The 14,891-nt window shown below is 43.9% G+C and carries 12 protein-coding genes and 15 tRNA genes; 1 reads left to right on the forward strand and 26 read right to left on the reverse strand.

The features are described 5' to 3' along the window. Nucleotides 1-158: 158 nt before the first annotated feature. From MKY97_RS24050 to MKY97_RS24085, 8 genes are all read right to left on the reverse strand, one after another. Nucleotides 159-833 (reverse strand): response regulator transcription factor, encoded by a 675-nt coding sequence (locus MKY97_RS24050; RefSeq protein WP_342556443.1) that lies wholly within the window; start codon nt 831-833, stop codon nt 159-161. Then, a complete protein-coding gene (locus tag MKY97_RS24055) occupies nt 769-1,890 on the reverse strand; it encodes a sensor histidine kinase (RefSeq protein WP_342552751.1) in 1,122 nt (373 codons plus the stop codon). The genes MKY97_RS24050 and MKY97_RS24055 overlap by 65 nt, the downstream gene beginning before the upstream one ends. A 35-nt stretch (nt 1,891-1,925) precedes the next feature. Further along, entirely contained in the window at nt 1,926-2,573 is a 648-nt protein-coding gene (liaF, locus tag MKY97_RS24060; RefSeq protein WP_342552752.1) for a cell wall-active antibiotics response protein LiaF, read from the reverse strand. Between the two features lie 148 nt (nt 2,574-2,721). Next, entirely contained in the window at nt 2,722-3,429 is a 708-nt protein-coding gene (locus tag MKY97_RS24065) for a PspA/IM30 family protein (RefSeq protein ID WP_342552753.1), read from the reverse strand. A 1-nt stretch (nt 3,430) separates the two neighbouring features. Further along, nucleotides 3,431-3,931, reverse strand: a complete 501-nt coding sequence (locus MKY97_RS24070; RefSeq protein ID WP_342552754.1) for a PspC domain-containing protein — start codon at nt 3,929-3,931, stop codon at nt 3,431-3,433. Nucleotides 3,932-3,948: 17 nt separating this feature from the next. Continuing rightward, on the reverse strand, nt 3,949-4,185 hold the full coding sequence (locus MKY97_RS24075; protein ID WP_342552755.1) for a PspC domain-containing protein: 237 nt from the start codon (nt 4,183-4,185) through the stop codon (nt 3,949-3,951). 4 nt (nt 4,186-4,189) lie between these two features. Then, on the reverse strand, nt 4,190-4,861 hold the full coding sequence (locus MKY97_RS24080) for a PspA/IM30 family protein (RefSeq protein ID WP_342552756.1): 672 nt from the start codon (nt 4,859-4,861) through the stop codon (nt 4,190-4,192). Nucleotides 4,862-4,899: 38 nt separating this feature from the next. Continuing rightward, on the reverse strand, nt 4,900-5,208 hold the full coding sequence (locus tag MKY97_RS24085) for a hypothetical protein (protein WP_342552757.1): 309 nt from the start codon (nt 5,206-5,208) through the stop codon (nt 4,900-4,902). A 502-nt stretch (nt 5,209-5,710) separates the two neighbouring features. Between MKY97_RS24085 and MKY97_RS24090 the strand changes: the two genes are divergently transcribed. Next, complete coding sequence (locus MKY97_RS24090) at nt 5,711-8,140, forward strand: helix-turn-helix domain-containing protein (protein ID WP_342552758.1); 2,430 nt, start codon at nt 5,711-5,713, stop codon at nt 8,138-8,140. Between the two features lie 131 nt (nt 8,141-8,271). Here MKY97_RS24090 and MKY97_RS24095 read toward each other — a convergent pair whose 3' ends face one another. The 18 genes from MKY97_RS24095 to MKY97_RS24180 all read right to left on the reverse strand — a co-directional run bounded on the left by MKY97_RS24095 (nt 8,272) and on the right by MKY97_RS24180 (nt 14,850). Continuing rightward, nucleotides 8,272-9,204: a methyltransferase domain-containing protein gene (locus MKY97_RS24095; RefSeq protein ID WP_342552759.1), complete on the reverse strand. Its 933-nt coding sequence runs from the start codon at nt 9,202-9,204 to the stop codon at nt 8,272-8,274. 781 nt (nt 9,205-9,985) lie between these two features. Further along, nucleotides 9,986-10,129, reverse strand: coding sequence for a class III lanthipeptide (locus tag MKY97_RS24100; protein ID WP_342552760.1), 144 nt, complete (start codon nt 10,127-10,129; stop codon nt 9,986-9,988). Between the two features lie 31 nt (nt 10,130-10,160). Beyond that, on the reverse strand, nt 10,161-12,776 hold the full coding sequence (gene lanKC / locus MKY97_RS24105; RefSeq protein ID WP_342552761.1) for a class III lanthionine synthetase LanKC: 2,616 nt from the start codon (nt 12,774-12,776) through the stop codon (nt 10,161-10,163). 541 nt (nt 12,777-13,317) lie between these two features. Beyond that, nucleotides 13,318-13,396: transfer RNA gene (locus tag MKY97_RS24110), tRNA-Leu, on the reverse strand. A 33-nt stretch (nt 13,397-13,429) separates the two neighbouring features. Continuing rightward, nucleotides 13,430-13,503 (reverse strand) — tRNA-Cys (locus MKY97_RS24115). A gap of 6 nt (nt 13,504-13,509) precedes the next feature. Further along, nucleotides 13,510-13,584: transfer RNA gene (locus MKY97_RS24120), tRNA-Gly, on the reverse strand. A gap of 4 nt (nt 13,585-13,588) precedes the next feature. Then, a tRNA-Gln gene (locus tag MKY97_RS24125) sits at nt 13,589-13,663 on the reverse strand. A gap of 14 nt (nt 13,664-13,677) precedes the next feature. Further along, nucleotides 13,678-13,750: transfer RNA gene (locus MKY97_RS24130), tRNA-His, on the reverse strand. 29 nt (nt 13,751-13,779) lie between these two features. Then, a tRNA-Trp gene (locus MKY97_RS24135) sits at nt 13,780-13,853 on the reverse strand. Nucleotides 13,854-13,859: 6 nt separating this feature from the next. Beyond that, nucleotides 13,860-13,945 (reverse strand) — tRNA-Tyr (locus MKY97_RS24140). Nucleotides 13,946-13,954: 9 nt separating this feature from the next. Then, nucleotides 13,955-14,030, reverse strand: a tRNA-Thr gene (locus tag MKY97_RS24145). Nucleotides 14,031-14,051: 21 nt separating this feature from the next. Next, nucleotides 14,052-14,124 (reverse strand) — tRNA-Phe (locus MKY97_RS24150). 96 nt (nt 14,125-14,220) lie between these two features. Beyond that, nucleotides 14,221-14,298: transfer RNA gene (locus tag MKY97_RS24155), tRNA-Asp, on the reverse strand. 27 nt (nt 14,299-14,325) lie between these two features. Next, nucleotides 14,326-14,399: transfer RNA gene (locus MKY97_RS24160), tRNA-Met, on the reverse strand. A 17-nt stretch (nt 14,400-14,416) separates the two neighbouring features. Then, nucleotides 14,417-14,492 (reverse strand) — tRNA-Val (locus MKY97_RS24165). A gap of 102 nt (nt 14,493-14,594) precedes the next feature. After that, nucleotides 14,595-14,666: transfer RNA gene (locus MKY97_RS24170), tRNA-Glu, on the reverse strand. A gap of 15 nt (nt 14,667-14,681) precedes the next feature. Next, nucleotides 14,682-14,773: transfer RNA gene (locus tag MKY97_RS24175), tRNA-Ser, on the reverse strand. A 1-nt stretch (nt 14,774) separates the two neighbouring features. Next, a tRNA-Asn gene (locus tag MKY97_RS24180) sits at nt 14,775-14,850 on the reverse strand. Nucleotides 14,851-14,891: the final 41 nt, after the last annotated feature.

Below are 14,891 nucleotides of genomic sequence, written 5' to 3' on the forward strand. Positions count from 1 at the left end.
TATGAATCTATCAACAGCATGCCCTCTTCCAACTGGACCTATACCCCTACACAAGCTTATGTATTTTGGCACAACAAAAAAAGCTCTTCCGCCAGTTTAGGCAGACCGAGCTTTCTATTACATCCACACTGCATATTCCTTTATATTTCAGGCTTTCTTCATTCCGCTAGTCCATTCTTATAGGCATAGATCGCTGCTTGTGTCCGGTCGTCTACCCCCAGTTTCGCAAGCAGATTCGTTACATGGAACTTCACCGTCTTAATTCCGATGATCAGTTCATCCGCAATATCCTGATTGGACTTGCCTTGTGCCAGCAAACGCAGCACATCCATCTCCCGATCAGTCAACTCCTCATGTAAAGGTGCTGCGGCCTGCGGCTGTCTAAACCGGTTCATCATTTTGGACGCAACCTGCGACTCCAGAACGGACTGTCCCCGAGCAGCTGCCCGTATTGCATCAGCCACCTCATTAGCTCTGGATGTTTTGAGCAGATAACTGAAAGCACCCGCTTCAATAACCGGATACATTTTCTCATCGTCCAGATAACTGGTCAGCACAATGACTTTACATTCCGGGTTAATTTTGAGTACTTGGCGAGTAGCTTCAATGCCGTCCATGCCATCCATAACCAGGTCCATCAGTACCACATCCGGCTTATATTCCTGAGCAAGCCGAATGCCTTCCTCTCCACTTCCAGCTTCGCCGATCACTTCGATACCGTCTTCGGTATCCAGCACAGCGGCAAGGCCTATACGCACCATCTCATGATCATCCACGAGCAGTACTCTGATCGACGTTTCCGCTTCCGTCTCCGTTTCGATTTCCGGTTCCATTGACATGTTCTACCTCGCTTTCATCGTTCATCACAGGGATTGTGATCTCAATTCGTGTTCCTTTGCCAGGTGCTGTCACGAATTGAATTGCTCCCCCGATTTCCGTAACACGTTCACGCATATTTGCCAATCCATAAGAAGCCTGCTTCTGATCATCCAGATCAAATCCCTGTCCATCATCCCGAATCAATACGCGAACTGCATCCATCCGGCGCTGCAGTCGAATCTCCATTTTCTCCGCTTTCGCGTGACGAAGCGTATTCGACATCGCTTCCTGAATGATCCGGAATAGATGATTTTCAATCCCTTTGACCAAATGAATATCTTCATCCATCTCCAGCACGATCTCCATCGGCACTTTGGTCTTCAGTTCCATCACCAGATCACGCAGCCCCTGCTCCAGATGTTTGCCTTCCAGATAGACCGGCCGCAGATGCAGCAGCAGCGCCCTCATCTCGGACTGGGCTACTGAAGCCATTTCCTCAATCAAGGCAACCTGACGCTGTGCTCGTTCAAAATCCTTCTCCATCTTTCGGCCTACCGCCGTGGCTGTCATCGAGATCGCAAACAGCTGCTGTGATACCGCATCATGCAGTTCCCTTGCCAGCCGCTGTCTTTCCTCGACGATTGCTGTAATTCTCGCTTGTTCAGCCAGCTGTGCATTGTTGGTCGATAACCTTTGGAGAGAAGATACCTGATCTTCCCACTTTTTGCCGATTCGGCCAAGCTGTTCGCTAAGCCGGCCTACATCATCCTGACCGAGGTCGGGCACGGTACGGGAAAGGGATCCCTTTTCCCACTGCAGCAGAGTCTCCGTTAATAATTCAAGCCTTCGTTTGACCCTATAGCTCTGATAAAATCCGAAGACGGCACCGATTCCAATCAGCAGCAGCAGAAGCGCCAGCCCTGATTGAATCAGATGACGCCAGCCTGCAAATGGAGCCAGGTAACCATATGTATACAATACATATAAAATGACCGCAAACACAATGAATACAAGGAGGATCCCTTCGCGCATGCTTCGGGTAACCATATCGGTATGTTTTCTGTCCCTCATCCGGGATTCCTCCTTTTCTTCAACGTTTCTTATTACTACGGATTATGAATGTTAAGGTCGCCAACAATATAAGAAATTACAAATTTTACTTTATGTTCACTGGATTCGTACCCAGGTGTTCTCCAAACCAAATTATTCATCATGCCGCTATCCTGCTCGCCCAGCAGATTAATTCGGCCAAACAGTACTGATGCCTCAATCTCTACCCCGTAATCTTCAGGCAGCGTCAGACGCACATTCCCCATTACACCCTGAAGCAGCACAATGGTATGTTTCTCCTCAGGAATGGAAAGAGACAGATCTGCATTGACCTCGCCAATGGCGTGCCACAGACTCATACTGCGCAGCCTCCAGGAGGACTGATCCCAGTAATATCGAGCCATGAAATTTTGTTTTTTCATGACGCCTTCCTTCAGATGAATCTTTTTGTTCTTGGAATAAAAATAAGCCAGAGATGCTAGTACAATTAGAAATACAATCATCAAGTTATCCAGCAGCAGCAGGGCAGCGCCAACACCGAGATAACGATAACCTTTATGTGTTTCCCCTTTTCGAACCTGAAGCATTCCCAATGTTAACAGAACGAGTGCGGCAGCCGTCAGCAGGTTCATATTTCGGTTAAACAGCATCAAAAAACCAACCACAATAATGATGACTGCAATCCAGTGACTTCGTTTACTCATGGCTGCCGCACCTCCTCTGTGAGTTTATCATCTTCATTCGACGGAAAAGCCATAGCAGGCATAACATCCTGTATGGCTTAACTTTTGCTCTACGAATCGTACATAATACACGATCTATAGAATATCATATTGTCTACCAAGCGAACAGTTATTCTTTAGAAGTATCGCCTGCTTCGTTTTTGGAACCACTGCCCATTTTGTTTTTCAGAGCCTGAAGCTGCTGATCTACTTTGAACTGTTTCTCCAGATCAACCGGATTCGTATATGTCGATCCTGTATTACGGTATGGTGCACGTGCTACGTCAGCCTCAGCTTCAAGCTGCATGATCTTCTCTTCCATGCGGTGGAATCCAAGGGAGGCACTTCCGCTTTCGATGGAATGCAGACTGTTGATCGAAGACATTTGTTTCTTGGCTTTGGCCATCTGTGCGCGGGATACAAGCTCATTGCGTTTGTTGCGCATTTTGTAGAACTCGTCTTTCATGTCGTGCAGCTGCTGCAGCAGATCTTTCGCTTGTGCTTCCGATTGAGCATGCAGTTCACGGTACTCCTCAATTTTTTGATCAAAATAGATTTTCTCTTCCAGCAATTTGCGGGCTACTTCTTCCTGACCGTTCGTCAGAGCAGCTTCAGCTTGAGACTCGCGCTGTACCGAAGTTCGTTCTGCTTCATCCAGACGCTGTTTCATACGACGCTCATTAGCCATCTGTTTAGCCACAGTAACCTCAGCCTCATGAATCTCGGCCTCCATGTCACGCAGATACTGGTTCAACATTACAATCGGATCTTCAACCTTATCCAACATATCATTTACAGATGCCTTTGTCATATCCTTAATTCGTTTAAATACTCCCATTTTACTTTTCTCCCTTCTCGTAACGAGATAGTTTTTGGCGAAGCTCTTCAACCTCTTTTTTCAGTGCCTTCTTCTCAATATCTTTCATCATGGAATCCAGTTCACTTTCGTGCTGGCTTCCTGTTCCATAAGCATTGTTATCATAGGGACGCGGGCCGGGCTGCGGTCTGCTGTTGTATCCAGGGCCAGGTCCAAAGCCGGGACCCGGTTGATGTTGACTGTTGTTAAAAGGATCTCTTGGTGCCTGATGGTCATAACCGCCATACCCTCTGCCAGGGCCGGTACCTGGGCCGTAACCATATGGATCATATGGCGGAAACGGCTCTTTCGGTACCACGAGAGCGGCGATGAAGTAAATTAACAATGTTGTGCCCCCGGTTGCAAAGATACTGATGACGAAGATGATCCGCAGCAGCGTAGAGTCCATTCCAATCGCTTCGGATATGCCGCCGATTAGACCGGTCATCATTCGGTCACGCGTTGAGCGGTATAGTTTGCTCATGTGCTTACTCCTTTCGTTTACTTATAACCTCTTCTGTGATCGGAACCATATACGTATGGATCTGCGTAGTGTGGTTCTTTGGGTACGACCAATGCCGCGATGAAGTAGATGAATAGAGATGTACCACCCGTTGCGAAGATGCTGATGAAGAAAATGATCCGAAGCAGCGTGGTACTAAATCCAAGATTTTCAGATATGCCGCCGATCAAACCTGTCAGCATACGGTTACGCGTTGAGCGGTATAATTTATTCATGTGACTACTCCTTTTTATCGTTATTGAGCTTTTGCTTCAAGCGCTCCAGCTCTTTGTCCAGTGCAGAGGATGACATGCTTCCGGATAATCCCGAATCATCCTGACCCATTCGCCGGATATCCCGGAGACTCTGTGCCTCATACTCCAAATCGGAGACTTGATCATCCAGCTTGTTAAAGATACCGGGCACGTTCTGGCCACTGTAGTTTCCTCGCTGATTCATTCGCTGCTGCAGCTGGATCGTCTGCATACGAGCGTAATAATACTGGCGTTTGCTGTACACATTCTGATACTCTGCCTTCAATTGATTGATCTGATCATCGAGTTCCTGCAGTGCTGCAGCACTCTGTGTGTACAATTCATTGTATTGATCCATTTTTTCCTCATGGAGAATTTTCTCCTGCAGGGCCAGCTTGGCGAGATGTTCCTCACCTGCCTTCAAAGCCATGGATGCCTGTTCTTCTCGTTTGCTAACCATTGCGGCAGCTTGATCTGCCTGCTGTTTCATCTGTCTTGTATGGCTTGCATATTGGTGTCGAAGCTTCTCTGCTTCTCCAATGTCTTGGCGGGTCGAGACCAGGAACTGATCAATCAGTTTAACGGGGTCCTGACTTTGCTCCAGATGTTCGTTCAGACTAGCTACGGTAATATCCCGCATTCGACGAAATACACTCATTATGTTCTGTCCCTCCTTTTACTTGATCGTAGCCTTGCTCAATAGCGGCGACGAGGATTGCGATTGCTGCTCAGCATCGAGACACCGAAGATAATCAATCCAATTGCGATAATTGGTCCCATCAGCCAAGAAAGTTTACCCAGCAGAGATACGATACCGATGATTAGAACGATCCATCCCAGCGTTACGTTTCCTCGCTTAACTCCGTAATACCCCAGTGCAATCATCACCACCGGAATCAGGTAACCCATCAGATGTCCAAGCAGAGGTGTTAACTTTCCGAAGAGAAGCAGTACACCAAGTGCAATCAGTACGATTGCCCAGCCATTTCCCTTGTTCATTCTCATAATTGTTGTTCACCGCCCTTCCCGTTAGCATTTTAATTATCAACTTCATCCTGCTTGTTGTTCACTTCATTCCTGCATCGGTTGAATCAATCATTTGTTTCTGACTTGCTTGTTTGCTGCTGTGTTTCTTGTTTAACCTTATGTCCTTATTCTAGGGGATTCTGCGACTTTTCAAAACAGACTGCGGACGGTTTTTGAACCTAGACTCAGGTCGGGGATCCGCTTGGACCTTGGACTGTCCGTAGGCCAGACCCGGTATATTCGCACCATGATAAAGCCCTTCGGATACTGATTATTACCCATAAACCGATGTCCCTTCACGGAAGGCCGTCAGCTTAGTAGGAAAAACGCCGTTGTCTCTCTAACGACGTACATCACATGTTTTTTGTTTCGATAATTACTTTTTTATCCAAATAAACAAAATTTAGATTGTTCTAATTGAAAGCGTTTACTAAAATATAGAAGAAACCTCTATCACACCAAGGAATCAAGGAGTGGACCTGTGCGAACAATAAGTTATCTTCAGAAAATGATTATCTTCGGGCTGCTGTTAAGTATCGTGCCGATCCTGTTGACGGGAATTGCTGCTTTCATTTACTCTTCCAACCAAAGTGAGCTGCATCGAACACAAACCAATCAGCAGCTGCTTGAACAGCTGCAGTCCAATGTGGAACATAAGCTCGCTGCGGTTAGTTATATGTTGGATCAAGCTGTACGCTCTCCAATCACACTCCGTTCCCTCTCGGCCCCGAATCCAGATCAGCGGATTGGCCGGCTGCGGGCGGACGTGATACAGACAGAGTTTCAGCATATGAAGTCATGGGAACCTTTGCTGGATATTATACTGGTCAACCAGTCTCAAGATTGGCTTATTGATCATGTCGGCTTCTATGCTAACACCCGCTTTCCGTTATCCCTCCCGATGAAAGAGCTGGTTGCAGACACATTAACCTCTGGATGGCAGCTTGCACCCTCGTCCATATTTAATAATGAGAAGGATAACGAGCAGCGCATCTCCAGTGAGCAGGCTTCCGACCCAGCTTGCAATTATCATATTACGCTTGCAAGAACTATTCCTGATGTAAAAGAATCTTCCAATGCAGCGCTGGTCGCCGGAATTCCGGCATGTTTCATGCAAAATCCGCTGGGACAATCTGCCGCAACTGAATTTGCTTCTTCTCGTTTAATCATTATAAATCGAGAGCAGCGGATCATCACTCACCCGGATGCATCCTATATTGGACAACCTTTATCTGCTATAAGTATGGAGGATCAAACAAACGGTGAAACCATTAAAATGTTAACACCTGTAACTTATTCAGAAGCGTTTGCCGAGCGTGAAGTGCGGTTTGCCAATACAGATTATTCGATAACTTACAGTTCTCCTACACTAAAGGGCTGGACATATATTCTCATCTCCCCTGAGAACACACTGACCAAGGAATATATCGAGATCGGGTTCCAGACGCTGTATCTCAGTACAGCACTGCTCTTGATTTCGCTGCTGCTCGCATGGCTGGGCTCTAGACGAATGCTCGCCCCTATCAGGCGCATTCTTGCTCAATTAGGCGAGAATATGATCATTATCGGGAATGGGCATACCGTTCTGCCGAATCAAAAAATAGTGAAACAACCCGATGAGCTGGAACAGATTCGATTGGGTGTCACTCGGTTATCCAATGCTCGTTCCCAGTTGGAATCGACATTAAATCAGCAGCAGGGCCAGATTCGCACGTACTTTATGATGCAGCTGCTTCAAGGCAGGATCCACTTGAATACTTTACATGACTCATTACGTGAACAAGGTTATACCTTACAGCTTGAGGCATGGAAGCATACTGCCGTTGCTGTAATACAGCCTGAACTTTTGAATCACAAAAGATATACGATGGAAGATCGATCTCTTCTTTTATTTGCGCTTCAAAACATACTTCAGGAAAGCATTAAACCTGAACAACAAATGCTCCCCATTGTTGTGGAGCAAAATATTGTAACGGTGGTGGGCACAAATGAAGGAGATAAGACGACGTTCTGTAAGCAGCTTCTGCTGCTGACCGAACAGCTGCAGCAGCAGATACATGAGGTGCTGGACTTGAAGGTCAGTATCGGCCTGAGCCAGCCACACCTTTTAATGAACCATATTCCTCAGGCATACAATGAAGCGATGGAAGCATTGACACATCGGCTGCGGCTTGGGACAGGCATTATTATTCAATACGAACAGCATGACCTCGCTTCAACAGCGTGGCTAATGATTTATCCGGAGACACTTGAATATTCACTGCTTCAGTCGATTCAACAGGCGGACGAGACCGCTGCCGCCATACAACTGACCGAGATGCTCAACACCCTCTTTTCAATGGAATGTGCTCCGGGAGAGTATCAGACCGCTCTGATGCGGCTGTTGACACGTATCCTGCAGTTGGCTCAGGAATCCGGTATTCCGTTCGGACAAATCTGTCAAGGTCACCGTTCTCTTTTCCGTGAGCTTCACGTTTTGCAATATGCAGCTGAGATCGAGCATTGGTTTAATCATCAGGTGATTCTGCCAATCATTCACATTTTCAAAGAAAGGCAGTACGCACAATATCAGCACATTTCAGAGAAGATCATCGCCATCATCCAGCAGGATTATGACAAAGACCTCACGCTCGATGAATGTGCGATACGGCTTCATTACAATGCCAACTATCTAAGCAGCGTTTTCCGGAGAGAGACCGGGGCTTCTTTCAGCGAATATTTAACCAGATACCGGTTAAACATTGCAAAAAAGTGGCTGGACGAAAGTGACTGGACAGTAAAGGAAATTGCCGAACGGCTTCGTTATACAAATCCGCAAAACTTCATTCGTTCCTTTAGAAAGTGGGAGGGAATGACTCCCGGGAGGTACCGGGAGCATAAGAAACATTCTGAACGGGCTGTGAGAGGTTAGTGTTCTATCGCAAGAGATATTTGTTATTACTCATCAGAATCATGGATTTAGGGCCTCATGCCAGTTTCAGGCATGCCGCAGACCAACCAAGTCATGAATCAGGAATAGGACGCCATATGCTGGAAGCTGCATTACCTTTGGACTGGAGGCACTGTTTTCATATGAGCTTGTTCAAGCTGTATCAGCATTTTACCAAACCTTGCTCCTCGCGAGAAGGAGACCACGCCGTCTGGGTAAGTGTCACGGATGTATTTTTCAGCTTTATTTAATGCTGCTGCATCCGTTGGCATTTCATAGGTATGCAGCCATTCAGGCAGTTTTTGGATCAATTCCTCTGTCCGAATCTCAAAATCGTTTACTTCTCTTGTAATAATCATCGTATATGAATATCCCTTAAGGTAAAGCAGCTGCTGGAGGAATGCCATATCGCCTGCCTTGTAAGGAGCATGCACACCAAGCACCACTCTCAGCTCATCCATAAGCGTATGCTCTTTGGCACCTGCGATCAAACTGATATACACATACTTTCGGGCACAGTTAATGGCCTGCTCAATTGTTTCCCAATCCGACATGGCCGGACACATCGACGCAAACACGATATCATACTGCTTCTCCCAGCCTTTATCCTGTATCGATATTTCTTCAAATCGCTCACATACAATCGTGATGTCTTTTTCCAAGTCAGCGGGGATGGTTTCCTTCATTAGCGAGACAAGCAGCGGGGATGGTTCAACTGCCGTGACCGAAGCCCCTTTTGCTGCAAATGGGATCGTAAATATACCAGAAGCTGCTCCCACGTCCAATATCGAAGCCCCCTCAAATGTGACTCCCTGATTCTCAATCCAGCCCATGATGCGTGCTGAACGATCTCTGCCTTCCTCCGTAAACGACTGGTCATGATAATTCCTCGCCCATCGCTCGAAGGCTTCCTCTGTATCAAACGGGGCACTTTTGGGCTTATATCTTGAACTTCTTGGTCGGTCCTTCCACGCTTGTTCCCACACATCGAGGTCAAATAGCATATCTGCGTTTGCTGTAAACGGTCGAGTTGTCAGCTTCTTCACTTCCTTTTATATTATAGACTTAATATATCTACAATAGACCTAATCAGTATATACGTCAACCCTTATCCAGTGTGAATAAAAATTTCTCTCACGCAATGCTTCAATAATATCCTTTCATCATGCGCATCAATAACCTAACTAACTTCAAATCGGGTGAGGATGAATTTAAATGTAAAAAAAACAACCTATGAGATATGGAATCCTCAAGAGTGCTGTTTCAGAAAACCTATGCTCAGCCCAATGGCTTTAGGATGAACATCGGGTCGACCATATACATGCTTAATAAAAGTGAGCTCATTCACAGCCGTTTGTTCGTATCGCTAAATATCAATTCGTAGGTGAGCTGAGAGCTGCACTGTTATAAATGATAGGGAGTGACTTGCTCCACTCCATACTTTCTGTAAGAAAGGTTGAACAATTGAGGCCTGTTTTCCATCTTGTTTACCGATAATACTTTTGAAGGATTAATTTCATAAACTTTCTTAGTTTTATCCAGTGAGTGCACTCTCGGGAAAAGATGAATTAGCTGTAGTCGTATCAGTTAAGATCCATATTAAAAAAATCAGCATACACGATAGTAACAATACTAGCCTTTTAAAAAAACAACTCTTTACAATAATAAAGGCTGGGTTTTAATCCAGCCTCAGTATAGCGCGGAGATTCATAAGCGCTATTAGTATATTTTTGTATTCTTTGGTTTAACGGATTTATTAACAGATGTGATTCCTGTGAAAAGTACCTCTTAGATTTGATTCCATTTTTTAGAATTTAAGATTTACATCTAGCAGTTATGAATACTGATTGTGGAATTTGTTGTGATAACAGTAGTTATCGGTCCGATTGTTGTTGTGATCATTGCTTCTACCGTATCACCTTTACCATCTGCTTCATGTGCTAATTTTTGCAGTTCCAAGACTTCATTCATCCTCTCACCTCCTATTTCGAATTTAAGGCATTCATTCTGCAATCATGTTCAGCGGAATCCCCATGTTGTTGAATTTTGTTCTTTCCAGAAATTCATCTGAATTTACCAAAGGCATCCAGTAAACGGGGTTTTCTTTGACAATCCCCATTAGTGCTAATATTATACCTGAGCTTCCTGTATAAATATCATCGGCTAATCTATACGAAAATTGTCCTGGGTATACATAATATCCATTCTTCTCAATTAAGAATATATTAAGTAAATTTAGAATTTCGCTGATCATTTTCTTGCGCTGCTCAACGCACTTCACCATGGGAGGAAGTAATAGGAAGCTGCCTGCTCCATCAAATAGGCCTCCACTGATTGTGGAAATTGTCTTTGATAATTGTAAAATAGCATCCATCTCTTCTCTATAAAGATCTTGTCCACTCACATGATTTAAGTACCATATAGATAGTGCAATTCCAATAGATCCGCCTGAAAGGTATGGTAATAGGCGATTTCTTTTGTCCAAAGTTTGTAATACACCCGTCGCATTATCTTTTTGGGTTTTTTCCAGATCTTCTTGGATCAATGACTCCGCCTGATTCAAATATTTCTGATCATAGGTAACTGAATAAAGTGCAGAATAGAACAGAGATACACCAGATAATCCATCAATTGCGCCTATCTCCACTGCCATCCAATCATTAAATTTTAACGATCCAGCCTTGACTCTATTAATTTCAATTAATTCTTCTATCTCTTTAGCAAATTGCAAATGTTCACTATTACCAGTTTCAAGATATAAACTAATCACGAACAATCCAATTCCTGAAAGACCTGACCGTAAAGAAATGTTTGATTGATGAATATTGTCTCTAAGAAGTTTTAATTCATATAATACCGTTTCTTTGCAGCCTTTATCATAAAGTAAAGCCCAAGTTCCTGTTTTCCCTGTTAATAATCCATTGTCTTCAATTTGTGATACATTCTCTAATAAATAATTTTCTATCCAATTATCTATTTCAATCGTGCTGATGTTATTTTTATGTAGAGTAAAGGCCGCGCCGCTTCCTCCAGTTAAGAAGTTATATTTCCCATCAATCATCTCAAATTGTCGGATGTCACCATTAATGAGCCTTTCATCACTTGTTAAGTTATCTTGAACGCCACATATTAACTTACTTAAGATAGAATTTACGTTGAGGTCAATTGTCCGATCATTCAAATCAATATCTTTAGGGCTATACTTTTGGTAAGCATTGATTCTTTGATCACATTTATCCTGCATATCTAAAATGAAATTATAAAAGGGAGCTTCATAATTTTCTCTAATCCAACTGAGATGGTTATATTGAAGATATCCTTCTAAATCCTCTGAGGTCAAGACAGGAAGAGCTAAATTCCTTGAGAGCCTTTTTAAAGCAAACCAATCTCGTGCACCACTAACCTTCATCTCCCGAGATACAAATCCAAGTGTGCCCATACTCATCTTTTCTTCAGAATGTACAGGAGCAGCGGTTTCAAAATCAATGATACTAACGGTCAGATCCTCAGCTAGCATTATATTCGCTGGTTGCAAATCACCCATAGCTACACCATGACTATGCAATTCGTCTATTATGGCGAATATCTGCAGCAATATCTTCTTAACGTGATTCGCGTGGTTTCTCAGATCATCCTTATTACCGAAATAGGGGAATTTTTGCGCAAGCCATTTCCTTAAATCTTGTCCTTCAATAAATTCCTCAACTAAAAAATAATGCTCCCATTCCTTAAAATAATCGATTATATTGACAACGCCAGATACATCTTTAAGCTTGCTCAGAGCATCATACTCTTTTTTTTTCCTTGTTAATGCGTCCTGAGCAACCCCATCTAAACCAGCATTTGGTCTGGCTTCCTTGATAATAACCTTCAAATCATCCTTTTTTCGAGTAGCGAGATACACTCCGCCAGCGTTACTATAGCTGATTGCTGCTTCAATCTTATACCTTGCTAAATTTTCAGTCTTCATATCTCCTGAATTATTAATAGAATTGAGATAATCGTCGAAATCCTTCACAAAGTCAGGAACATGATAAAAGGGAGTCCTTTGATCCTCAATTAAATTACCTTTCTTATCCCTGATACAATGTTGACCGGATTCATTGAGTATACGTCTAAATCCTCCATACCTATAAAATACATTGCTGGTTTTCCATCTCTTATCACTAAGAATATAAGGTCCTTTCTTAAAGTCTTGAGTAGCTAAGGAAAGTGTTTCTAACAATTCAAGGAATACTTCATTGCTCCTAGGATAGATTGTTATAAACTTACCGGAAGAAGCGCGATTCGCATTTTTTGAATTCAGTTCAAAGAAGCTTTGTCTATCCTTTAAATGCTTGAAATCAATATTAATCTCTATGCATATCCGTGCAACCTTCTTTAGAACATCCTGACATTCCTCTAATAATGCTGTTATGTGAATTTTCCAACCTTGATCTGGTATATTTTCCCCTTTGAAGTGGTAATACTTCCATACAGAATCAATTTCTGTTTTCAATGTATATGTATCTGGAACTTCATCTAGTTCATAGGTATATGCCTTGTCACTAATCTCCATCTTCCCATAATATTCGGACATCGGTTTCAAATACTTATGATATAACATGTTACCTTGCATTAAGGTATACCTCCGTTTTGATACTTCAAAGATATCCGGACCAAACTAAAATTGCGCTTCGAAGTTCATGAGATGATGAAGAGCAGCAAGTACATCTTGTTGTGAAAGGAATTAATGAGGCACTCATGGTGAAGGATTTATCGACAACAAAAACCAAATTTTAAAACGTGTCGTTCTTATTTCATATTATACAATATATTATTATTTATTTAAATATTTTCCATCATCTTTCTAAATAAAATATTTAAATGAACAGGTATGGTTGATAAAACTTATTTCTCTTTCACAACTAATAGCGATCTTGCTTCGTCCGAAAAATGCAAGTATAAGGCATCTATAAGAACTTCATCAGTTCGATTTTCAAGTGTGGGCAGACCTCCAATAAAATCATTTCCATCATCTAGTCGAGACTTTTAAAATTTCACAATAGTACCCTGAACCCCATAGCAATTTTATGTTCATACGACCTAATTGAATCAGGTACTAAAACCAAATAAAAAAGAGTTCATTAGAGACTATCTCTAATGAACTCTTTTATTAATACCGGCGAGAGGACTCGAACCTCCACGGTTTCCCACTCGATTTTGAGTCGAGCGCGTCTGCCATTCCGCCACGCCGGCTTATTTTGCTGTGTGCATATACTAAAAATATGCTGGAGGCGCCACCCAGATTCGAACTGGGGATAAAGCTTTTGCAGAGCTGTGCCTTACCACTTGGCTATGGCGCCTTATTATGGAGCGGACGACGGGAATCGAACCCGCGACCCTCGCCTTGGCAAGGCGATGCTCTACCGCTGAGCCACGTCCGCGTAATGGCTGGGGATATAGGATTTGAACCTATGCATGACGGAGTCAAAGTCCGTTGCCTTACCGCTTGGCTAATCCCCATTAGATAACAAAGGGGCGATCGAGGGGAATTGAACCCCCGAATGCCGGATCCACAAACCGGTGCGTTAACCACTTCGCCACGATCGCCATATAGAATACATTCATTAAATTATAATTGGCAGGGGCAGCAGGAATTGAACCCACACCAACGGTTTTGGAGACCGTTGTTCTACCTTTAAACTATGCCCCTAAAAACTGGTGGAGGATGATGGATTCGAACCACCGAACCCGTACGGGAGCAGATTTACAGTCTGATGCGTTTGGCCACTTCGCTAATCCTCCAGGATTACATGGTGCCGGCGAGAGGACTTGAACCCCCAACCTACTGATTACAAGTCAGTTGCTCTACCAGTTGAGCTACACCGGCATATTAAGTTTTCTATAAAGGTGGCTCGGGACGGAATCGAACCGCCGACACGAGGATTTTCAGTCCTCTGCTCTACCGACTGAGCTACCGAGCCGCAATAAAGTTAAAGCTTGAGTTGCTACACCTTATCTAGGGCATCAGTGCCATACAGCAGATCTAGTGAACAGCTTCCCTCATGTTAAATCTTAAATGGCGGAACCGACGGGATTCGAACCCGCGATCTCCTGCGTGACAGGCAGGCATGTTAGGCCAACTACACCACGGTTCCAGATCACTTTCGGTTAGGAAAGTTAAATTGCGGGGGCAGGATTTGAACCTGCGGCCTTCGGGTTATGAGCCCGACGAGCTACCGGGCTGCTCCACCCCGCGTCATTATAAATATTATATGGTGGAGGCTGAGGGGATCGAACCCCCGACCCTCTGCTTGTAAGGCAGATGCTCTCCCAGCTGAGCTAAGCCTCCGAATAACACATTTATGATCTTACCACAAACCTGATATTAAAATCAAGTCTTTTTTTGATGAGATGCTTCTCTCATCTCAAGCTTTAGTTATTAAGATAACTATGACCCGTAGGGGATTCGAACCCCTGTTACCTCCGTGAAAGGGAGGTGTCTTAACCCCTTGACCAACGGGCCTTGCTAAAAAGATTGTGGCGGAGAGAGAGGGATTCGAACCCTCGAGACGCTTGTGACGCCTACACGATTTCCAATCGTGCTCCTTCGGCCAGCTCGGACACCTCTCCATGGCTCCCCGAACAGGACTCGAACCTGTGACAACTCGATTAACAGTCGAGTGCTCTACCAACTGAGCTATCAGGGAATATGTTTCAGAGTGTTGTTCTCTGAAAACTAGATTCGAAA

The sequence above is a fragment of the Paenibacillus sp. FSL R7-0652 genome, from assembly GCF_038595045.1.
Taxonomy (GTDB): domain Bacteria; phylum Bacillota; class Bacilli; order Paenibacillales; family Paenibacillaceae; genus Paenibacillus.